Genomic DNA, 19,846 nt, shown 5'->3' on the forward strand with positions numbered 1-19,846 from the left:
AGAAGGGAGAGCACATCAAGGTGTCGCAGTCGTTGTTTGTAAAAGGAATGAAGCAAATCATTCCGGTGGCAGCCGCCGGAATTGTGGATGGAATGGTGTTTGGCATTTTGGCGAGGCAGGCAGGGCTGGGAGTGACGGAAGCGATGCTGTTTTCCTTGCTGGTCAATGCAGGCTCGTCGCAGTTTGCGGCTGTCGGTTTGATTTCCCAGGGGATTGTCGGTTGGCCGATCCTGGTTTCGACGCTGCTCTTGAACGCTCGTCATCTGTTGTACGGACTGGCTCTGGGGCCGAAGTTTCGCGAGACGGCGCCATGGAAGCTGTCGCTGATGGCCGGGACGCTCAACGACGAGACGTATGCGCTCAAGGCGACTTATTTGGCCGCAGGGGAAAAACCGAGCCTTGCTTACTTCGCCGGAGCGAGTGCGGCTGATTACGTGATCTGGAATGCCAGCACGCTGGCGGGAGCCATTTTCGGAACGGTATTTACCCAGACGGAAAGCTGGGGGCTGGATTTTGCTTTTATCGCGACGTTTCTCGGGTTTCTGGCCGTTAATCTGGTTTCATCGTATCATCTCAAAGTGGCTGGTTGTGCCGCGGTTGTCGCCTGTCTTGGCTTTTGGCTCGGAGGAGCGACGGTTGCCGTGATCACCGGGACAGTGACGGCCGTAGTGATGGGGGCGTTGAGCGGTGAACGATAAAATTTTGCTCTATATCGTTTTAATGGCGATCATTACGTATTTGACGCGATTTCCGATGCTGTTGATCAGTTCCAGGTGGCAGATTCCGGCCTGGCTCGGACGGGGTTTGGCGATGGTGCCAGTCGGCGTGTTCACATCCATGACGATTCCGCCCATCTTGTTTCACGCGCCAAAAGGGGCGTGGAGCCCGGAGTATTTGGTGGCGGGCACTGTGGCGCTGGCGGTAGGGCTTTGGAAAAAGCAGATCGTTTGGGCGTTGCTCGCTGGAGTGGTTATCGTGGCGCTGTGGCGGCAAGTGTTCGCGTTTTAGGACATTTCAGGCATGCCGGGCCGAGTGCTGGGCGCATGAGAAAAGACAAAGACCTTCTCCCCAACGGAAAGTGTGATCGTGTGGGGGAAAAGGTCTTTTTGTGTTTGTCATGTTGGTCAACCCAAGCGATAGCCCAAGTGGGCGGACATCTCGCGCACAGTCGCAAGCGTGTCTGCCAAAATCTCTCCCTGTCTCGGCAAGACGCGATCCGACGGGCCAATCACACTCACGGAGGCTGTCACATGGCCAGTTGAATCGAAAATCGGCGCAGCAATTCCCGTGACGCCCGCGTTGCGGCGATTGGAGCTGATCTCGTAGCCGCGTTCGCGGATCGTGCGCAGATTGTCCTTGATGTCCGCCACCGATGTGTAGGAATGAGTAGTGTACGTTTTCAACGGATGCTCCGCCAATATTTCGTCCTGGAAAGACTCCGGCTGAAAAGCGAGCAACACCCGGGCAGCCGATGTCGAGTACAGCGGAAAGCGGCGGAAGGACTCTACGGTAAAGCGGATCGGGTGAAGCGAGTCTTCCTTCGCTACGTATATGGCGTCTTTTGCATCCTGGACGCAGAGGACGGCAAGCTCGTTGACCCGGGAGACGAGTCCGGTCAAATACGGTTTGGAAAAATCGACGATATCGTGGTTGGTGAGCACCTTCGTGCCCAACTCCAGCAAAGTATAACCGAGCGTGTATTGCTTGGTTTTTTCATTTTGGCGAATGAAGCCTTCGGACTCCAGCGTGGATAGCAGCTTGTGTACGGCCCCTTTTGACAGTTGCAGTTTTTTGCTCAGTTCTGTCACGCCAAGCTCTTTGGGAGAATCAAGGAACATTTTCAAGAGTCGGCAGCCGTTTCGTACAGAAGACAATACTTGGTCCATGAAAAACGTCTCCTTTATGTGCATTAGCCCTATTTTACCACAGGTAGGGTTGCGAATTGCGATAATGGTTGTTTTTGTATGACTACCTTGAATAGTCAGTATCTTTATGATAGGATAACACTATCGTTCTCGAATAGCAAACACTGTTCTCTATTCGTGAACAATAAAGGTAAATCGGGGGTTGACGAACTTGAAGAAAAAGGCATTATCTGTTCTGTCCATTTTTGCTTTGACTGGTTCTTTGTTGGCTGGATGTGGCTCCTCCACGCCGCAAACAGCTACACCAGTTCCGACCACGGGCAATTCAGGAGGTACACAAGCACAAGTACAACTGGAAGACACGCTGGTGGTAGCGGGGAACGGAGCTACTGTAGAGAAGCTGATGAAAGACGAGATTTTCAAAAAGTTCAACGAGAAGTATCCGAATGTGAAGCTGACGTATGTATCCGGAGTTTCCACGGAGATTGTAGCGAAAGTCAAAGCACAGAAAAACGCTCCGCAAATTGACTTGACGATCATCGAAGGCGGGGAACAGGAAAAAGGACGCCAGGAAGGCTTGTGGGAAACGATCTCGGGCACTGAGATTCCGAATGTGAAAAACGTGCCGCAAGATTTGAAGGTGACAGATGACAGCGGCGTAGTCGTCAACTTCACGCCGATGGGGATTTCGTACAACAGCGAACTGGTCAAAGAGAAATCGCTGCCTGTGCCGAAATCGTGGAACGATCTGACCAAGCCGGAAGTGAAGGGCAACATTACGATGACAGATGTGGCGAGCAACTTCGGACGCTCCACGATGATCATGCTGGCCTACGCGAATGGCGGATCAGAGAAGAGCATCGAGCCGGGCTTCGAGAAATTGGCAACGCTTGCAGGATACATGCCTACTTTTGCCAAGAGCGCGGCGCAATTGCAGCAAAATCTGCAAAACAAGAGCGCAGCCTACACCACCTGGACGATGGCGCGCAGCCTGACGCAAAAAGAAGCGGGCGTGCCGCTGGAATTTGTTTTCCCTGAAGAGGGAGGAAATATCGTGCCAAACATCGCTACTTTGGTCAAAGGAGCGAAGCACCCGCAAGCAGCAAAAGCATTTGTCGACTTTTTGCTGACAGACGAGGTGCAAACAATGTACGCGACCAAGCTGTACTACAATCCTGCCACGAGCGTGAAGCTGCCGGACGATGTAGCGAAGACACTGGAATTTGACCGTTCAAAAGTCGTGAACTTTGACTACGACATCATCAGCAAGGAAACATCCGCTTGGCTGGATCGCTTTAACAAAGAAATCGCACCTAAAACAGGAAAGTAGGTATGGAAGTGACAAAGGTGATTGACGTCGAACTGCGCGGCATCATGAAAAAATTTCAAAACAATGTCGTGGTTCAGGATTTCAACCTTCAGGTGGAGCAAGGCGAATTTATCTCGTTTTTGGGTCCATCCGGTTGCGGCAAAACGACGACCTTGAACATGATCGCCGGATTTTTGGACCCTGATGGCGGAGACTTGCTGATCAAAGGTCAGCGGATGAACGGAGTGCCGCCGTACAAACGCGAGCTGGGGATGGTTTTCCAGACGTACTCGCTGTTCCCGCATATGACCGTAGCGGAAAACATCGCCTACGGCTTGAAGCTGCGCAAGATAGGCAAGCAAGAGATGCAAGATCGCGTGAAACGCGTGCTTGAGCTGGTCAAGCTGCCGAATGTGGCTGACCGCTATCCAAAGCAGCTGTCTGGCGGTCAGCGTCAGCGCATTGCGATTGCCCGCGCTCTGGTGATTGAGCCTTCGCTTTTGCTGCTGGACGAGCCGTTGAGCAACCTCGATGCGAAGCTGCGCGAGGAACTGCGCGACGAGTTGAAGCGTCTGCATCAGGAGATTGGCGTAACTACCATTTTCGTTACGCACGATCAGGAAGAGGCGCTGGCACTCTCCGACCGTATTGTTGTCCTGAATCACGGCTTTGTGGAGCAGATCGGGACTCCGCTCGAAATCTACAACCAGCCGGCTTCCGAGTTCGTGCATACGTTCATCGGCAAAACAAACCGGATGGAAGGCGAGGTCATCGCGATCGACGGCGACACGCTGACCTTGCGTACGACAGGCGGTTTGCTTGTGCAGGCGACAGGGCAGCAGCGTGCGTTTGCCCTCCAGCAAAAAGTGGTCATTTTCGTCCGGCCAGAGAAGATCAAGCTGTCCGACGCAGCGGATACGGCACAGCCGAATCGGGTAAAAGGCCATCTCCAGCTCGCTTCTTTCCTCGGCTCCTACACGGAGTGCGAGGTGGCGACCGGAGCGCATACACTGTCAGTCAAAGTTCAGATGAGCGACAAATCGGCTGAACAAGAAGCAGGCAAAACGGTTTACTGTCAGTGGAATGCGGAAGACGTGCTGGTCATGCCCGTGGAGAGGGGATGACGGATGAACAAGCGTCTTTCGATCACACTGCTGACGGCACCTGCGATGATTGTTTTGCTCGGGGTGTTTATTTTGCCGATGCTGCTCATGCTTATGCTCAGCTTCCAGGATGAAAACCAGGCTTTCACGCTGCAAAACTACACCTTGTTTGTTCAAGATTCGTTTTATGTGGAAATTCTTTGGCGGACGATTCGCGTCAGTCTGTGGACCGTGCTCGCCACCTTGCTGCTGGGCTTTCCGGTGGCGATGTACATGGCGCAGGCGACAGGAAAAATGCGCGGAATCGTGACGATGCTCATTTTGGCTCCGCATCTCATCAGCGTGGTCATCCGCAACTTCGGTTGGGTAGTCGTGCTGGGAGAGAAGGGCTGGATTAACGAAATGCTGATGAAGCTCGGCTTGATCGAGCAGCCGTTGCGGCTTTTGTACAACGAGCTTGGCGTCGTCATCGGTCTGACCGATTCGTTTATTGCCTACATGGTGCTGGCGATTGCGACCAGCCTGTACGCCATCGATCCGTCCTTGTCCAAGGCAGCTTCGATTTTGGGAGCTTCGCGCATTCGCACGTTCTTTACGGTGACTTTGCCGCTCTGCTTGCCGGGGATCATCGCGGGAACGACTCTGGTTTTCAGCTTGTCGATGAGCGCGTTTGTCACTCCGGCGCTGATGGGCGGAACTTCGGTAAAAGTCATGCCGGTCATTGCGTACGAGCAGATCATGGCGACCTTGAACTGGCCGCTTGGCGCTGCGCTTGCGTTCCTGCTTTTGGGCAGCACGATTTTGCTGGTGACACTGTATACGAAGTTGATCGAAACGAAGCGGTATAAAGAGGTGTTTGCGTCATGAAAAAGATAAATACGTTCGGACTCATCACGTTCTTCGTGCTGCTGCTGGTCAATCTGCCGTTTCTGGTCATCATTCCAAGCTCGTTTACGGCGGCTGGATACTTGGCGTTTCCGCCGGAAGGCTTCTCTTTTCAATGGTACACGATGATTCTGGATCGGCCGGAGTTTGTCGAATCGCTCTGGACGAGTCTCAAACTGGCGACGGTTACCGCTGTTCTGGCGACCGTGCTCGGCACCTTGGCAGCATTCGCGCTGTCCAAGTACAAATTCCGCGGGAGCGGCGTCATCAACGCGCTGATGCTCTCCCCGCTTACCGTGCCTTCGCTGATTATCGGGATTTCCGCCTTGCTGTTTTTTACACGGATCGGTATTGCAGGAACGTTTACAGGGCTGCTCCTGGCGCACATCCTGATTTCCATCCCGTATGTTGTGCGTCTGGTGCTCACAGGACTTAGTACATTTGACTATACGCTGGAAAAGGCAGGGTACATGCTGGGTGCACACCCGCTGCGCGTCTTTTGGGACATCACGCTGCCTTTGCTGCGCCCAGCCATTGTGTCGGGAATGATTTTCTCGTTCCTGACGTCGTTTGACAATGTGACGGTTTCCTTGTTCTTGGTAGCGCCAGATACGACCACGCTTCCGCTTGCGATCTTCACCTACATGCAGGAAACGCTCGATCCGCTGGTGGCTTCAATCTCCGCGGTCGTCATCCTGCTGAGTCTGGTCTTTATCGTATTGTTGGAAAAAGTATACGGACTAGAGCGCCTGTTCGGACTCAATTCACAATCTCATTAAGGAAGAGGCACTATGTCAATCCAGACTTATTTGCAAGACAATTTGAATCACTTTTTACAACTGCTTGAGGAAGCGGTCAACATGGACTCGCCTTCCCGCGACAAGCAGCTGGGCGACCGGATGGCGGGCTGGTTCGCGCTGCAATTTCAAAGGCTGACAGGCGGCAGGGCGGAACTGATTCCGAATGCGACTTACGGGGATCAGGTGCGCTGCACGTTGGGCGACGGGGAAAAGCAAATTCTCATTATCGGTCACTACGATACCGTGTGGCTGGAAGGAGAAGCAGCGCGCAGGCCGTTTTCCATGCAAGATGGCAAAGCGTACGGGCCGGGCGTCTACGATATGAAAGCAGGCGTGTTGCAGGCGATGTTTGCGCTGCGTGCGCTCGTGAAGCTGGATCGCTTGCCAAAAGACAAAAAAATCGTGCTATTGCTCAACAGCGACGAAGAAATCGGCAGTCCGACTTCCCGCTGGCTCGTGGAGGAGGAAGCTTCCCGCTCGGTTGCGAGCTTCGTGCTGGAGCCGCCGACAGAGCCTGGCGGAGCGCTGAAAACATGGCGCAAGGGAAGTGCGCACTACACGTTGGCTATCCACGGAAAATCGGCTCACGCTGGCGTCGACCACCAAAAAGGCGTATCGGCGATTGAAGAGCTGGCCCGTCAGGTGCAATTTCTGCACTCGCTGACCGACTATGAAAAAGGCACAACGGTCAATGTCGGGATCGTCAAAGGCGGAATCGGCGCAAATGTCGTGGCGGATTACGCCGAGGCAGAGGTAGATATCCGGGTGGTGTCCATGGACGAGGCGCAACGGATTGAAAAAGTCATGCAGGAACGAGAGCCAATGCTTGCGGGTACGAGCATCCACGTGTCAGGCGGCATTCGCCGTCCGCCGATGGAGCGTACCGAGGAAACGGGAGCGTTGTTTTCGCTGGCCCAATCCATCAGTATCAATGAACTAGGGATGCATCTAGAGGAATCAGGCACCGGCGGCGTCAGCGACGGCAATTTTGCGGCGGCTTGCGGAGTTCCCACGTTGGATGGACTTGGTACAAAAGGTGGATTGGCTCATTCGCCGAAGGAATGGATCGAACTGGGTGAAATATCGACTCGCGCTACACTGCTGGCGCGACTGATCGAAGAAGTATAGATAAAAAAGAAAAAGAGGCACCTGACAGCTGCATTCCTTTTGCAGCCGTACAGGTGCCTTTGTTATGCCTGATTGGTTGGTTAGTGGACGTTTGCCAAATGGCGGCGTCCTGCCGACAGAGCGACAATGCTGATCAGTACGACGATGGCTCCGACGTAGAACGGCACCTGGGACGAGTACCACTCGGCGAGCTTTCCGGCAAGCCAAGGGGCGATGGCGCCGCCCACAAAGCGGACGAAGCTGTACGCAGACGAGGCAACCGCGCGTTCCACCGGAGCGACGTCCATGACAACCGTAGTCAAAACGGTATTGATGATCCCCAAAATCGCCCCGGCGACTGCGATCGCGACGACCAGCCCGGTCTGCGAGGAGACGGCGAAGCCCATGTAAGCCAAATCCAGGGCGAGCAACAACAGCATGGTGTACAAGGTCGGGACAGAGCCAAAACGATCGGTCAGCTTGGGAGCGACGATCACGGACGTAATGGCGAGCAAAACTCCCCAGAAAAAGAAGACCAATCCCAAGCTGTGCTCATCCATATGCAGCACAAACGGCGAATAGGCGAGCAGGGTAAAAAATCCGAAGTTGTAGAGCAAGGCAGTTACTGCCATGGTGAACAGTCCAGGGTAGCGCAGGGCGCGAAACGGATCGAGCAGCGAAGTGCGTTTTTTCGGCTTCGGTATTTCGTTCAGGAGGACGAAGACAGCGAGAAAAGCGATCGCCATCAACACCGAAACGCCAAAAAACGGCCCGCGCCAGCTAATGCCTCCCAGCAAGCCGCCGAGAAGCGGGCCTACCGACATCCCGAGTCCGATGGCTGCCTCATACAAAACAATCGCAGAAGCTGTGCCCCCGCTTGCCACGCTGACGATGACGGCAAGCGCGGTCGAAATAAAGAATGCGTTTCCCAGTCCCCAGCCAGCGCGGAACCAGACGATCCCGTCGATTGAATTTGCCATGCCGCCCAAAAAAGCAAAGATGATAATAGCGAGCAAACCAAACAGCATGGTGCGTTTCGGACCGATGCGGCTGGACAGCCATCCGGTGACGAGCATGGTCACCCCGGTCATCAACATGTAACTCGTAAACAACAAAGACACCTGACTTGGCGTTGCTTGCAGCTTGGCAGCGATCGCAGGCAAAATCGGGTCTACCAGGCCGATCCCCATGAAGGCTACGACACAGGCGAATGCCACGGCGTAGGCCGATTTGGGCTGTTTCAAGATCGTGCGTAAAGAATGTGCGTCAGCAGACATAAATGTGTTACCTCCCTGTTGCTTTTGCTTCCAGCTCATTGCGTTTTGTGACGATCCGCGCAAGCTTCTCATCGTAAGATTCCAGCAGCTCTTGCATTCTGGTCAGTTTCCCGTGCAAAATGTCCCGTTGGTTGCCGAGCGTTTCTTCCAAAGTTCTCAGCGTCTCGATTCGCCTGTGCAGCTCCTCGCCTTCCAGCTCGCGGCCCATGTAGTGCTGGTGGTAAAACTCGCGCTGCTCCTCGTATTTGCGTCCCAGCTCCATCATTTCTTTAATCTCGGACAACGAGGCGCCGAGCAAGTCGCGGATGTCTTTTACGTGGACAATTTGTTCGACGTCCGCTTCCGTGTACATGCGATAGCCGCTCTCCGTCCTGCCGGAAGGAGACACCAGGCCAAGCTCTTCGTAATAGCGCAAGGCTCGCTTGGTCAAATTCGTTTTTTTCGCAACCTCTTCAATTCGGTACATCAGTCCATCCCTTTCCGAAACAAGATGATTTTCACGAGTCGTTTCGTCACAACTATAACCTTAACGTAAACGTTATGGTTTTGCAATGTGCAAGTGTGCTCTTATTGTTTGGCGATAGAGGGAAAAACATGAAATCGAGCGGCAAATGCGCGATAATGAAAGAGTCTTGCACAAGCCATTTCAATTATGGAAAGCGAGGTCGACCACCATGAAATATTACCGTTTGGGAAAAAGCGGGCTGAACGTTTCGGCCCTGGGACTGGGAACCAATTCATTTGGAGGGCGTGCTGATGAACGAACATCCGTAGAAATCATTCATAGCGCCATCGAGAACGGGATTACGTTCATCGATACGGCGAATATTTACACGCAAACCGAATCGGAGCGCATTATCGGACTGGCGCTGGAAGGGAAGCGGCACGAGGTTGTTTTGGCGACCAAGGCTGGTCTGGTAAAAGGCGAAGGGCCGAATCAGCGCGGCTCGTCGCGCTATCATCTGATGCGGGAGCTGGAAGACAGCTTGAAGCGGCTGCGCACCGATTACGTCGACTTGTACCAGATTCACACGTTTGATCCCGAGACGCCGTTGGAAGAGACGCTGCGGGCGCTCGATGACATGGTTCGCTCCGGAAAAGTGCGCTACATCGGGGCATCGAACTACGCGGCGTGGGAGCTGATGAAAGCGATCGGGATCAGCGAGAAAGCAGGCTTGAACCGCTACGTATCGACGCAAGTCAGCTACTCGCTCGCGGATCGTACGCCGGAGCGGGAGCTGGTGCCGATGTGTCTGGATCAGGGAGTCGGCATCATCCCGTACTTCCCGCTTGCCGGGGGCATTTTGACCGGAAAATATACAAGCGTGGACAAGGCGCCTGCCGGTTCACGCGCTGACAAAGAGCCGCGCTTCGTCCAAAAGCTCAGTGAACAAAACCTGGAGTTCGGGCAGCAGGTGGGCAAGGCTGCGGCTGAGCTGGGCGTATCATCCAGCGTCCTGTCGCTTGCCTGGCTGATGCACAAGCCTGCTGTCTCGACGGTCATTGTGGGCGCGACTCGCGTGGAACAGCTCACGGACAACTTGCAAAGCGCAACGCTTGCGCTGGACGAGGCAACGATGCAAAAGCTCGACCAGTTGAGCGAGCCGTACCGTTATGGGGAGCCGTTTGCGGTGTATCGGTTGGGGTGAAAAATAAGAAAACGACGCGAACTGATCTTCGCGTCGTTTTTCTGCTTTGACTGCAATGCTGTTACTCAGCCGCCATTGTGCTTTCTTTCAAAATGACGTCATGCGCTCCGCCTTCGACCAGGCTGGTAGCGGAAATGAGCGTGATGCGCGCTTTTTGTTGCAGCTCAGGGATGGAGAGGGAGCCGCAGTTGCACATGGTCGACTTGATTTTGCTCAGGGTGCGGTCCATGTTTTCACGCAGGCTTCCCGCGTAAGGAACGTACGAATCTACGCCTTCCTCGAACACGAGCGCGCTTTTGCCGCCCGTGTCATAACGCTGCCAGTTGCGTGCGCGGTTGGAGCCTTCTCCCCAATACTCTTTTACGAAGTTGTTGCCGATTTTCACTTTTTTGGTCGGGCTTTCGTCGAAGCGGGCGAAGTAACGGCCCAGCATGACAAAGTCTGCGCCCATTGCCAGAGCAAGTGTCATATGGTAGTCGTGCACGATGCCGCCGTCCGAGCAGATCGGTACGTAAATGCCTGTTTCCTTGAAGTATTCATCGCGGGCTGCCGCTACTTCGATTACAGCAGAAGCCTGGCCGCGCCCGATTCCTTTTTGCTCGCGCGTGATGCAGATGGAGCCGCCGCCAATCCCTACTTTGACGAAGTCTGCGCCTGCTTCGACGAGGTAGCGGAAGCCTTCCTTGTCGACAACGTTTCCGGCGCCGATTGGCACGTTGAAGTTTTCTTTTACAAATTGCACAGTATCGCGCTGCCATTCGCTGAAGCCGTCCGAAGAGTCGATGACGAGAATGTCAACGCCCGCTTCTACCAGCGCAGGAACGCGCTCCTGATAGTCTTTGGTGTTGATACCCGCGCCTACGATATAGCTTTTGTTGGCATCGAGAAGCGACAGCGGGTTGTTTTTGCGGGAATCGTAGTCTTTGCGGAATACGAGGAAGTCCAGGTTTTGGTTTTCATCCACGATTGGGAGGCAGTTGAGCTTGTGCTCCCAGATCAGGTCGTTTGCTTCCGACAGCGTGATTCCGGATTTGCCGTAGATCAGGGAGGAGAACGGCGTCATGATATCGCGCACAAGCTTGTCCTGCGAGTCGCGGCTGACACGGTAGTCGCGTCCGGTGACGATTCCGAGCAGCTTGCCTTTGGCGGAGCCATCTTCGGTAACCGCAACGGTGGAGTGGCCTGTCTGTTCTTTCAGCGCCAAAATATCTTTCAATGTATGTTCTGGCGTCAGATTGGAGCGGCTGACAACGAAGCCTGCCTTGTGGTTTTTCGCTTTGCGAACCATGGTCGCTTGGCTTTCGATCGATTGGGAGCCAAAAATAAAGGAAATACCGCCACATCTAGCCAATGCGACCGCCATATGATGGTCGGAAACTGCTTGCATGACTGCGGATGAGAACGGTATGTTGAGTGTAATAGCTGGCTTTTCACCTTTTTTAAACTTGGTAATCGGAGTGGATAAGTCCACATTGTTTGGTGTGCATTCTTTCGTGGTGAGATTCGGAAGCAGCAAAAACTCGTTAAACGTCCGAGATGGTTCTGTGTAATAAAAAGCCACAATTCTCTCCTCCTGTATGATCTTTATAAGAGAAATTTTTATCATGGTAACCGCCAGGCGTTAGAACGTCAATAGGGAATCGAAAGAAGGGGTGTTTTCGCAGTGATTTTGCCGCTGAAATATGAACAAATAAGTTCGCTTACGCCAATTACATTGGAACAATCGTATATTTTTTATGGAAATGTGCATCTTCGCCCGGAGCGCAGCGTGTTTGCAGCGGACGTGGAGGATGGTGAGGTGCGGGCAGTTGGCGCTTACTTGCAGGGGATGCCCTTCCATGCTTTTTCCTTGCAGCTTTTGGCCGCAGAGGGGGAGTACGATGCGACTGACATGCTGAACTATTTTCGCCAGCAGCCGTCTGTCGATATGCCGGAAGGACAGACGGGCGTGTTTGGCTTGCCGCAAGCGGCTTTTGAGCGGGTGAAAATTCCCGGCATCCGGGCGCAAAGGACGTTGCAGCTAATGAAGCTGGTCGCGCCTGACAGGCTGCTTGCGCCGGGAAGTTCCCGTTTGCTTGCTCCTTCAGAGGGGCAGCTTGCTGTCGCGCTGGCCGGGCAGGTTGGCATGATCAGCTTTCGTGCCGAGGAAGTGGAAGAAATGCCGCATATCGCGCTTTTTTCCGAACAGGACGAGCCAATGGCTTTGGCTGGCTTTCACGTCTACGACGATGCTTTTGTGGAGATCGGGAACATCGGCACCAGCGAAAAGCATCGGAAAAAAGGCTTGGGGACACAGATCGCCTCAGACATTAGCCGAATGGGGCTGGAAAAGTCGCCAAACGTCTACTTGATGGTGTTTGCGGATAATCCCGCTGCGATTCGCGTCTATGAAAAGCTGGGCTATGAGACGGTGTCCCGCTACGCCTTTATTGAATTTGAATTTGCCTGGTAAACGAAGTGAAAAGGAGCGGCTCGACCGCGATCGTGAGGATCGGGCAAGCCGCTCTTGTTGACGTGGAAGTAGTCAGCCTTTGAACGAAACGGGAACAGTCATGGTGAAGCAAGGACCGCCTGCATCATTGCGAGCGATAATCGTCCCTTTGTGCGCTTCAAAAACGGCGCGGGCGATAGCCAGTCCGAGGCCGTGCTTGCCGGATTTGCCTTTGCGGAAGCGCTGGAACAGATGAGGGAGCAGCGATTCTTCGATGGGTGGACCATCATTGGAAATGCTGATCACTACGTTTTGCCCTAGCTGGCGTCCGGTAATGGTCAGACGGTTTTTCGCGTAGCGGAGCTGGTTTTCCATGATGTTGACGAACGCCGTGCTCAATTGCTCGCCGTCGCCTTCCACAATCAAATCAGACGGTACATTGACTTCCCATTCGACTTGCGGATTCAGGACGGCAAGCCGTTGCCGCAGCAGGTGCATCATTTCCGACAGATCGACTTGTCCCACCTGCATCATTTGCGCCACAGATTCAATCTTGGTCAAATAGAGCAGTTGTCCGACGACCTTTTCCAGCCGCTTGCTCTCTTCCATGATGATCGCCAGCCCTTTTTCCGCTTGCGGCCCCTGAAAGACCCCTTCAATCAAGCCCTGGGTGTAGCCCTGGATCGCCATAATCGGCGTTTTCAGCTCATGGGAGATGTTTTGCACAAAATGACGTTGCGATTCGTCGTATTCCTTCAATTGATTTTTCATCGTGTCAAAAGAGCGGGCCAACTGGCCGATCTCGTCTCCGCGGTCCATCACGAGCGGAATGTCAAACTGGCGGCGGGCAATCTTGTTGCACAGCTCGTCCAGGCTGCGCAGCGGTTTGCTCAAGTAGCCGCTGAACCAGACGGCGAGCAGCCAGCTAACGAGCAGAAGCAGGCTGAACACGAGCAAAAACTGGCGGGTGAGAATCGCATTGATCTGATTCAGCTCCTGTTCCTTGGAGAACAGCACCATGTAGTAAGGAAAGCCGTGGTAGTCCATGCGCTTGCTGACGAACAGGTAGTTTTCGTCGCCGCGACTCAACGTGCCGTGCTGCAACTGGTCGTTCGGATGCGCGGCTGCCTTGATAAACAATTCGCGCGCTTCCTCATACGGAATCCGCCCACTGCTGCTGCGGCTGCCCAGCTCCCGCCCGTTTTCTGCGTAGACGATCATGTCAAACGAGTATTCGTAGCGGGAGAGGAGCAGTTGCAAAAAGTAAGGGGCTGCAGCCGGAACAGGCAGCAGTTCGTTGTCTTCATTGAAGGAAATATGCTTGGACAGCGTGTTGAACTCGTCCTCCAGCAAGGCGTACGTATTGGAAACGAGGTATTGCTTGACCGCCAAAGGATAGCCGATCCCGAGACCGACGCCCAGCACGCTTGTCAGCAGCATGAACAAAATGAGAATCTGCCGGGAGAGCGGCAAGTTTTTCAGGCGAAATTTGCTCATATGCGCGTCATCCGGTAACCGAAGCCATAGACGGTTTCCAGCGGGAATTTCGCCATCTTTTTGCGTATGCGCTTCACGAGATCATCTACAGCGCGGTCGGAGCCGATGTAGTCCTCGCCCCAGATGGAGGTCAGGATTTGCTCGCGGTTCAGAGCCAGCCCCTGATTGTGCAAAAGGTAGATGATCAGCTCAAATTCTTTGGTCGTCAGATCGATCAATTCGTCTCCTTCTTTTACTTGCCGGCCTTTTTCTGAGATCATATAAGGGCCAACCGTTACCCAATCCTGGAAAGTTTGCGCGGAAGCTGCGGCAGCACCAGGCTTTTCATACGTACGCTGCAAAAGCTTTTTCGCGCGGATGACCAGCTCGCGGGGCAAAAACGGCTTGGCGAGATAATCGTCGCTGCCCAGCTCCAGTCCAATGATTTTATCGACATCTTGGTCGCGGGCGGAAATGAAAATGATCGGTACATTCGATTTTTCCCGAATGAGTCGCAGCAGCTCGTAGCCGTCGATATCTGGCATCATGATGTCCAAAATCCATAGATGCGGCTGTGTTTCTTCATCTAGCAACGGCAGCACTTCGGCACCGCTGGAAAACGCCTTGACCTGCAATCCGGCGCTTTGCAAGTACGATTGCAGCAAATCCAGGAGGTTGGTTTCATCGTCCACCAGATAGACAAGGTAGGGGGTATTCATGGTTTCGCCCTCGCTTTGCATCTGTTTTCCATTATTGTAGCATAGCCAAAAACGCGATGTGTGGCATGTCCGTATGAGAATCGTGGAAAACGTGTGGAAGCAGGAATCCCCTCCGCTCTCACGAAAAAGAAGTAGGGAAAAAAAGGCATCAACAGATGGAAAGGAGCGATTTTGTGAAACGACATACGAAGACGTCACTCATGCTACTATCCCTGCTGCTATTCGTTACGGCGTGCAGCCCGCAGCCGGTTGACACACAGCCGACACCGGCTCCAGAACAGCCGACCGCTCCTATCGTGCAAAATCCACCGGAGACGAATCAACCGATCCAGTACCCGTATAAAGCGCCGTTGACGGGACTTGGCAGCCAGGAACGACTGGACAGCAAGCGCCCGGTCATGGTCATGGTGAACAACGCGCCGCCAGCCCGGCCACAGACGGGACTGAACAAGGCGGACATTATTTACGAAGTGCTGGCAGAAGGCGAGATGACGCGTTTTCTGACGGTATACCAGAGTCAAAAGCCGGAGGTCGTCGGGCCAGTGCGCAGCATTCGCCCTTATTTCATTCAATTGGGCATCGGCTTCGACGCTGTGCTTGTCCATGCTGGCGGCAGTCAGGAGGCGCTGGAGACATTGGCGCGGTCCGACTACAGCCATCTGGATGAAATCCCGAACGGGCGCTATTTCTGGCGGGAGAGCTTCCGCAAAATGCCGCATAACCTTTACACCAAGCCAGAGCTGATCGAGCAGGCTATGGCAGACAAAAAAATGCGGACAACCGCAGAAGTGCCGCATTTCACTTTCTTGGCGGATGACGCCGAGATCAAGGAAGGCGAGCCTGCGACGCAAATTGATCTGACTTTTCACGCGCTGAACAAGGCTGCTTTTACATACGATGCCGAGCAGAAGAAGTACATGCGGTTCACAGCTGGCAAACCGCACGTCGATTTGAGCGACAACAAGCAGCTTTCCACGACCAATTTGCTGGTCATTTCGACCAAGCATCGTGTATTGGACAGCGAAGGTCGCCGACAGGTCGATGTGATCGGCCCTGGAGACGGTTATTTGTTCCAGCAGGGCAAGGCGCGCAAAATCAAGTGGAAGCGCAGCAACGGCGTGATTCGCGCCTACGAGGATGCGGCTTTGACGGAAGAAGCGCCGCTTTTGCCAGGAAATACATGGGTGGAAATTCTTCCGAATACCCCGGGTCTGTCGCAATCCTTGAAGTTCCACTAGGGATTGGGGCTTGCGGATGAAGGCGGTTTCTTCTAAGATTAATTGTAGGGCTTTAGTGCTTAAAAATTGTACAGTGAGAAACCGTTCGGAAGACGGATACCATAACGGGGTGACGAAAATGCAACTGGAAAAACTGAAGGGGAAAGGGATCGAGCAGCTGTTTGAAGCGGTTCTGTCTCTGGAAACCATGGAAGAATGCTATCAATTTTTTGACGATCTGTGCACCGTAAACGAAATGCAGTCGCTCGCGCAGCGCCTGGAAGTGGCGCGCATGCTCAGAAAAGGCTTTACCTACAATCAGATTGAAGCTGAGACAGGGGCCAGCACAGCAACTATTTCCCGTGTGAAGCGTTGCCTGAACTACGGCAACGACGGATACGAGATGGCGCTGGAGCGCATCGGAAAATAACTAGGAGGCAGGCAACGTTGATTGACTATCGCAGTTGGCGCCATACGTTTAAACTGGACCCGGATAAAACAATCGATGACGATTCGCTAGAGTTGATCTGCGAGTCAGGCACGGATGCGATTATCGTTGGAGGCACGTATGGGGTGACTTTTGACAATACGCTTGAGCTGATGTCCCGCATTCGCCGCTACGCAGTACCGGCCGTGCTGGAAATTTCGTCGCTCGATGCGGTTGTTCCCGGATTCGATTCCTATCTGATCCCGCTCGTGCTGAATGCAGGCGATCCAAACTGGATGTTCGCCCCGCACGTTTCGGGACTCAAAACGTACGGAGCCTACATTCATTGGGATGAGATTATTACGGAAGGCTACCTGATCGCCAATCCGCAAGCCGGCGTCGCCGAGCTGACTTCTGCCCTGCCGATCACAGACGCAGCAGAAGCCAAAGCGTATGCGCAAGTCGCGACCAAAATCTGCCGCTTGCCCATCGTCTATCTGGAGTACAGCGGTACATACGGCGATCCTTCCATCGTCAAAGCTTGCAAGGCAGGGGCCGACGAAGCGCACGTCTTCTACGGCGGCGGCATCCGCACCCCGCAGCAAGCCGCTGAAATGGCGGCAATCGCCGATACAGTCGTCGTTGGCAACGTAATCTACGATGACTTGCAGGCTGCTTTGGCTACGGTTGGGGCTGTAAAAGGGGAAAAATAGGAAATGAGAGAGCCGAAGCAGAAGGCTCTCTTTTTTTGTTTGGTAAAATGAATCCCTCCGCTTATGCTGTTCGGCAGCGTCTTGGGGGATTCATTTTTTGTGTCTATTTCTATAAAATGGAAGTGGCAGACTATTGAAATTTTGAAGTATAGTAATAAATTACCAAAATAGGATAAAATTTTAAAAAACTTATAGATTTTTCTAACTCTTCAAAATATAATATAATTGTCAGTATTTTCTTACATAGAGAGGAGGAACTGAATTATGAAAATCCAAGCGAAAAAGGTAGAGAGCGTTCGCACAACTGCAGTAGCAGCTTAATCACAATGCATTGGGGGGATAGCACTCGGGCTATTCCCTTTTTTCATCTTACTTAATTAAGCGCGCTTATCCCGGAGGTGTTTTTATATGGTACGTCGCCCTTTGTTCAAACCGGTGCATCCTGTCTATGAAGTGACAGAACAGACGATTCGCATGGGAGATGCTCCCGGGTATTCCGTCGAGCTGGATGACGAGAACAAAGCGATACGCAAGATGGTCAAGCTGATGGACGGAACGCGCACGATTGAAGATATACATAGCGCTTTGCTTGGCGAATATCCTGAGCTTACTCGCGAGGAGATAGCGGAAGCTGTAGAAGACCTCGGAGGCCTGGGCTTTATTATGGACCAGGCGGCGGAGGAAGCTTCTGGCCTGACGCTGGCGCAAAAAGAGCGATACAAGGCGAACATCCGCTTCTTCTCGCTGTTTACCAACCTGGAACAAAGCCCGAGTTATGTACAGGAGCAACTGAGCGGAAAAAAAGTGACCATCCTCGGCATGGGCGCTTTCGGCTCGACGGTGCTCGCCAATCTGGTCGGAGTGGGAATCGAGCAGATCAAACTTGTTGATTTTGACAGGGTAGAGCTGAACAACCTGAACCGCCAGATGTTGTTCAGTGAAGCAGACGTCGGACGCCTAAAGGTGGAGGCAGCGCGGGATTTCATCGCCAGACTGCATTCAGGGGTGGCAATCGAAACCGAGACGATGCAAATCGGGTCCAGTGCAGATGTGGAGCAGGTCATCGCCGGGAGCGATCTCGTCGTACTGGCAGCCGATCAGCCATTTTTCGTCTTGCCAAGATGGGTGAACCGGGCTTGCGTCAATCTGGGCATCCCGTATATTGCCGGGGGCTTTAATTTGATCGAAGGGCAGTTTTTCTTGGTCGATCCAGGGAAAACGGGATGCCTGGACTGCATGCATTTGCACCGCTCCGAACAGGTGGAAGATTACGTGCGGCTGATTGAAAACTTGCTCAACACCGAGTTCAGGCCGCCTACTGCTACGATCGCGCCGAATACGATGATGATTACCGCCATGATGGCTTCGGATGCCGTCCGGTTTTTGACGGGAATCGCGCCTGTGCAATCGGCAGGAAAATTGCTGTTGTTTGATTTCAACACATTGGAAAAGAAAGTGTTCGTCGAATGGGAGCGCAACGAGCAAGCGTGTCCGACTTGCGGAAAAGGCAACGGCGAGGAGCCGATTTTTCAGGTCAGGGCAAACGAAGTGTACGTGAATGCGAGGCATTGATCCGGAAGAGAGGGAGGGGATTTTGGCGTGAAGATGACAGGCGACAGTGTCCTCAAAATGCATCCGCTTGCGCGCCGGGCGGAAAACGAAGAGGAGATGCTGATCGGGCGAACCGATATCAGCAATTTTATTGTACTCCCGGTTATTGGCGTGGAAATCATCGATTTGCTTGATGAAGGCAAAACCGTAAACGAAGTCGCTACGATCATGGAAGAACGGCTGGGCGAGCCTGTGGACGTGCTTGACTTTGCCAACGATCTCGCAGCTTCCTACCAGTTTGTCCATACGGTAGACGGCGAGGTGGTGAACGAGCCGGTTGCTGTTGTCGACCACTTTTCGTGGATCAAGGAAGCGACGGGACAGTTTTTCTTTAACCGTGTAGCTTTTTGCCTGTATGGCTGTGTATTTCTGGCCGGGGTGTTGCTGTGCGCCTTCACAGGCAAGTACATTCCGGTCTACTCCGACATTTTTGTCTCTACTTCTGTGACCGTTTCTGTGCTGGCTTCGTTTGTGACGATCTGGATGTTTTTGTTCTTTCATGAGCTGGCGCATTTGCTGGCGGCGCGGTCGCTTTCCATCGGCAGTCGCATCGGGCTGGGGCATCGGCTTGTCTTTGCCGTAGCGGAGACGAACATGTCCAATATCGTTCTGGTGGAGCCGGGGCGTCGTTACAAAGCGTTTGTGGCCGGAATGGCGTGGGACGCGACATTTTGGGGGATCGGCGTGATCCTGCTTTTCGCCCATGACGCTGGCTGGGTGAGTCTCTTGCCTTTTATCCAGGCATTTATCCGCATGGTTAACGTGATTTTGCTCATGGCGCTGGCGTTTCAGTTCATGGTGTTCATGCAAACGGATGTGTACTACATGCTCGCCACCCGTTTTCGCTGCGCCAATCTGCTGATGAATACGCGACTTTTTCTGAAAAGCAAAATCCGGTCGTTGACGCAGGAAGAGCAAGAGGAATGGGAGTATGTCTCCTTGCATGAAAAACAGGTCATCCGTTGGTACAGTTGGGTGTATTTGATCGGTTCCGTCTGGGCGATCTGGTTTTTTGTCCAGTACCAGCTGCGCATGGCGATTGATTTTATTGCGAAGATCGCCGATGAGATGCGTCACGCTTCTGTCGCTTCGTGGCAGTTTTGGGACGGCATCCTGTTGATTATCCTCGTGTTGGTTCCATTCTTCATCGTAGGCTGGTCGTGGCTTCGCGCCTATCGACAAAGAAAAAGCGAACGGGAGCGGGCCAAATCCTTGCAGGAGGCGTAAACGTCTCTCCTTCGGCAAGGGGCCTGCTCC

The 19,846-nt window shown here is 53.4% G+C and carries 20 protein-coding genes; 14 read left to right on the top strand and 6 right to left on the bottom strand.

Translation table 11 applies throughout. From position 1 onward, the window contains the following. The first annotated feature begins 20 nt into the window (after positions 1-20). Both M2298_RS19860 and M2298_RS19865 read left to right on the top strand, forming a co-directional pair. Complete coding sequence (locus M2298_RS19860; RefSeq protein ID WP_280648992.1) at positions 21-698, top strand: AzlC family ABC transporter permease; 678 nt, start codon at positions 21-23, stop codon at positions 696-698. Then, a complete protein-coding gene (locus tag M2298_RS19865; RefSeq protein ID WP_229049812.1) occupies positions 688-1,008 on the top strand; it encodes an AzlD domain-containing protein in 321 nt (106 codons plus the stop codon). Before M2298_RS19860 ends, M2298_RS19865 begins: the two co-directional genes overlap by 11 nt. 116 nt (positions 1,009-1,124) lie before the next feature. Here the strand turns inward: M2298_RS19865 and M2298_RS19870 are convergent, their stop codons facing one another. Next, the gene (locus M2298_RS19870; RefSeq protein ID WP_173597842.1) at positions 1,125-1,886 is read right to left on the bottom strand and encodes an IclR family transcriptional regulator; all 762 of its coding nucleotides are present in this window, start codon (positions 1,884-1,886) and stop codon (positions 1,125-1,127) included. Between the two features lie 190 nt (positions 1,887-2,076). Here M2298_RS19870 and M2298_RS19875 point away from each other — a divergent pair, with 190 nt between their 5' ends. Genes M2298_RS19875 through M2298_RS19895 form a run of 5 tightly spaced genes read left to right on the top strand, consistent with a single transcriptional unit; the run spans position 2,077 to position 7,090 of the window. Beyond that, on the top strand, positions 2,077-3,195 hold the full coding sequence (locus M2298_RS19875) for an ABC transporter substrate-binding protein (RefSeq protein WP_173597843.1): 1,119 nt from the start codon (positions 2,077-2,079) through the stop codon (positions 3,193-3,195). 8 nt (positions 3,196-3,203) lie between these two features. Beyond that, the gene (locus M2298_RS19880; RefSeq protein ID WP_122965623.1) at positions 3,204-4,298 is read left to right on the top strand and encodes an ABC transporter ATP-binding protein; all 1,095 of its coding nucleotides are present in this window, start codon (positions 3,204-3,206) and stop codon (positions 4,296-4,298) included. A 3-nt stretch (positions 4,299-4,301) separates the two neighbouring features. Beyond that, entirely contained in the window at positions 4,302-5,144 is an 843-nt protein-coding gene (locus M2298_RS19885) for an ABC transporter permease (RefSeq protein WP_122965552.1), read from the top strand. After that, the gene (locus tag M2298_RS19890) at positions 5,141-5,941 is read left to right on the top strand and encodes an ABC transporter permease (protein WP_122965551.1); all 801 of its coding nucleotides are present in this window, start codon (positions 5,141-5,143) and stop codon (positions 5,939-5,941) included. Before M2298_RS19885 ends, M2298_RS19890 begins: the two co-directional genes overlap by 4 nt. Before the next feature lie 12 nt (positions 5,942-5,953). Beyond that, the gene (locus M2298_RS19895; RefSeq protein ID WP_173597844.1) at positions 5,954-7,090 is read left to right on the top strand and encodes a M20 family metallopeptidase; all 1,137 of its coding nucleotides are present in this window, start codon (positions 5,954-5,956) and stop codon (positions 7,088-7,090) included. An 80-nt stretch (positions 7,091-7,170) separates the two neighbouring features. Here the strand turns inward: M2298_RS19895 and M2298_RS19900 are convergent, their stop codons facing one another. Then, positions 7,171-8,346: an MFS transporter gene (locus tag M2298_RS19900; protein WP_173597845.1), complete on the bottom strand. Its 1,176-nt coding sequence runs from the start codon at positions 8,344-8,346 to the stop codon at positions 7,171-7,173. Between the two features lie 7 nt (positions 8,347-8,353). Then, positions 8,354-8,812, bottom strand: coding sequence for a MerR family transcriptional regulator (locus M2298_RS19905; protein WP_173597846.1), 459 nt, complete (start codon positions 8,810-8,812; stop codon positions 8,354-8,356). Between the two features lie 208 nt (positions 8,813-9,020). On the opposite strand from M2298_RS19905, the gene M2298_RS19910 reads away from it, so the two are divergent. Beyond that, a complete protein-coding gene (locus M2298_RS19910) occupies positions 9,021-9,995 on the top strand; it encodes an aldo/keto reductase (protein WP_173599462.1) in 975 nt (324 codons plus the stop codon). 61 nt (positions 9,996-10,056) lie between these two features. Here the strand turns inward: M2298_RS19910 and M2298_RS19915 are convergent, their stop codons facing one another. Continuing rightward, the gene (locus M2298_RS19915) at positions 10,057-11,556 is read right to left on the bottom strand and encodes an IMP dehydrogenase (RefSeq protein ID WP_063229548.1); all 1,500 of its coding nucleotides are present in this window, start codon (positions 11,554-11,556) and stop codon (positions 10,057-10,059) included. A 102-nt stretch (positions 11,557-11,658) separates the two neighbouring features. On the opposite strand from M2298_RS19915, the gene M2298_RS19920 reads away from it, so the two are divergent. Beyond that, positions 11,659-12,447, top strand: a complete 789-nt coding sequence (locus tag M2298_RS19920) for a GNAT family N-acetyltransferase (RefSeq protein WP_173597848.1) — start codon at positions 11,659-11,661, stop codon at positions 12,445-12,447. A 72-nt stretch (positions 12,448-12,519) separates the two neighbouring features. On the opposite strand, the gene M2298_RS19925 is transcribed toward M2298_RS19920, so the two are convergent. Further along, positions 12,520-13,923, bottom strand: coding sequence for a sensor histidine kinase (locus tag M2298_RS19925; RefSeq protein ID WP_122965545.1), 1,404 nt, complete (start codon positions 13,921-13,923; stop codon positions 12,520-12,522). After that, on the bottom strand, positions 13,920-14,621 hold the full coding sequence (locus tag M2298_RS19930) for a response regulator transcription factor (protein ID WP_122965622.1): 702 nt from the start codon (positions 14,619-14,621) through the stop codon (positions 13,920-13,922). The genes M2298_RS19925 and M2298_RS19930 overlap by 4 nt, the downstream gene beginning before the upstream one ends. 173 nt (positions 14,622-14,794) lie before the next feature. On the opposite strand from M2298_RS19930, the gene M2298_RS19935 reads away from it, so the two are divergent. The 5 genes from M2298_RS19935 to M2298_RS19955 all read left to right on the top strand — a co-directional run bounded on the left by M2298_RS19935 (position 14,795) and on the right by M2298_RS19955 (position 19,816). Beyond that, positions 14,795-15,859 carry a DUF3048 domain-containing protein gene (locus M2298_RS19935; protein ID WP_122965544.1) on the top strand — a complete coding sequence of 355 codons (1,065 nt, stop codon included), beginning with the start codon at positions 14,795-14,797 and terminating at the stop codon, positions 15,857-15,859. 118 nt (positions 15,860-15,977) lie between these two features. Beyond that, positions 15,978-16,268, top strand: a complete 291-nt coding sequence (locus M2298_RS19940) for a YerC/YecD family TrpR-related protein (protein ID WP_063229546.1) — start codon at positions 15,978-15,980, stop codon at positions 16,266-16,268. 17 nt (positions 16,269-16,285) lie between these two features. Continuing rightward, on the top strand, positions 16,286-16,978 hold the full coding sequence (gene pcrB / locus M2298_RS19945) for a heptaprenylglyceryl phosphate synthase (RefSeq protein ID WP_122965543.1): 693 nt from the start codon (positions 16,286-16,288) through the stop codon (positions 16,976-16,978). Positions 16,979-17,386: 408 nt separating this feature from the next. Next, complete coding sequence (locus M2298_RS19950; protein ID WP_280648993.1) at positions 17,387-18,550, top strand: HesA/MoeB/ThiF family protein; 1,164 nt, start codon at positions 17,387-17,389, stop codon at positions 18,548-18,550. Between the two features lie 27 nt (positions 18,551-18,577). After that, positions 18,578-19,816: a PqqD family protein gene (locus M2298_RS19955; protein ID WP_348521718.1), complete on the top strand. Its 1,239-nt coding sequence runs from the start codon at positions 18,578-18,580 to the stop codon at positions 19,814-19,816. Positions 19,817-19,846 lie beyond the last annotated feature (30 nt).

The sequence above is a fragment of the Brevibacillus sp. 1238 genome (assembly GCF_029892995.1).
Classification (GTDB): domain Bacteria; phylum Bacillota; class Bacilli; order Brevibacillales; family Brevibacillaceae; genus Brevibacillus; species Brevibacillus parabrevis.

Excerpts from the sequence above, each read along its gene's own strand:
- M2298_RS19910 (WP_173599462.1), top strand. The coding sequence starts at position 9,021 with ATGAAATATTACCGTTTGGGAAAAAGCGGGCTGAACGTTTCGGCCCTG.
- M2298_RS19900 (WP_173597845.1), bottom strand. The coding sequence starts at position 8,346 with ATGTCTGCTGACGCACATTCTTTACGCACGATCTTGAAACAGCCCAAA.
- M2298_RS19925 (WP_122965545.1), bottom strand. The coding sequence starts at position 13,923 with ATGAGCAAATTTCGCCTGAAAAACTTGCCGCTCTCCCGGCAGATTCTC.
- M2298_RS19870 (WP_173597842.1), bottom strand. The coding sequence starts at position 1,886 with ATGGACCAAGTATTGTCTTCTGTACGAAACGGCTGCCGACTCTTGAAA.
- M2298_RS19930 (WP_122965622.1), bottom strand. The coding sequence starts at position 14,621 with ATGAATACCCCCTACCTTGTCTATCTGGTGGACGATGAAACCAACCTC.
- M2298_RS19950 (WP_280648993.1), top strand. The coding sequence starts at position 17,387 with ATGGTACGTCGCCCTTTGTTCAAACCGGTGCATCCTGTCTATGAAGTG.
- M2298_RS19895 (WP_173597844.1), top strand. The coding sequence starts at position 5,954 with ATGTCAATCCAGACTTATTTGCAAGACAATTTGAATCACTTTTTACAA.
- M2298_RS19940 (WP_063229546.1), top strand. The coding sequence starts at position 15,978 with ATGCAACTGGAAAAACTGAAGGGGAAAGGGATCGAGCAGCTGTTTGAA.
- M2298_RS19890 (WP_122965551.1), top strand. The coding sequence starts at position 5,141 with ATGAAAAAGATAAATACGTTCGGACTCATCACGTTCTTCGTGCTGCTG.
- M2298_RS19885 (WP_122965552.1), top strand. The coding sequence starts at position 4,302 with ATGAACAAGCGTCTTTCGATCACACTGCTGACGGCACCTGCGATGATT.
- M2298_RS19905 (WP_173597846.1), bottom strand. The coding sequence starts at position 8,812 with ATGTACCGAATTGAAGAGGTTGCGAAAAAAACGAATTTGACCAAGCGA.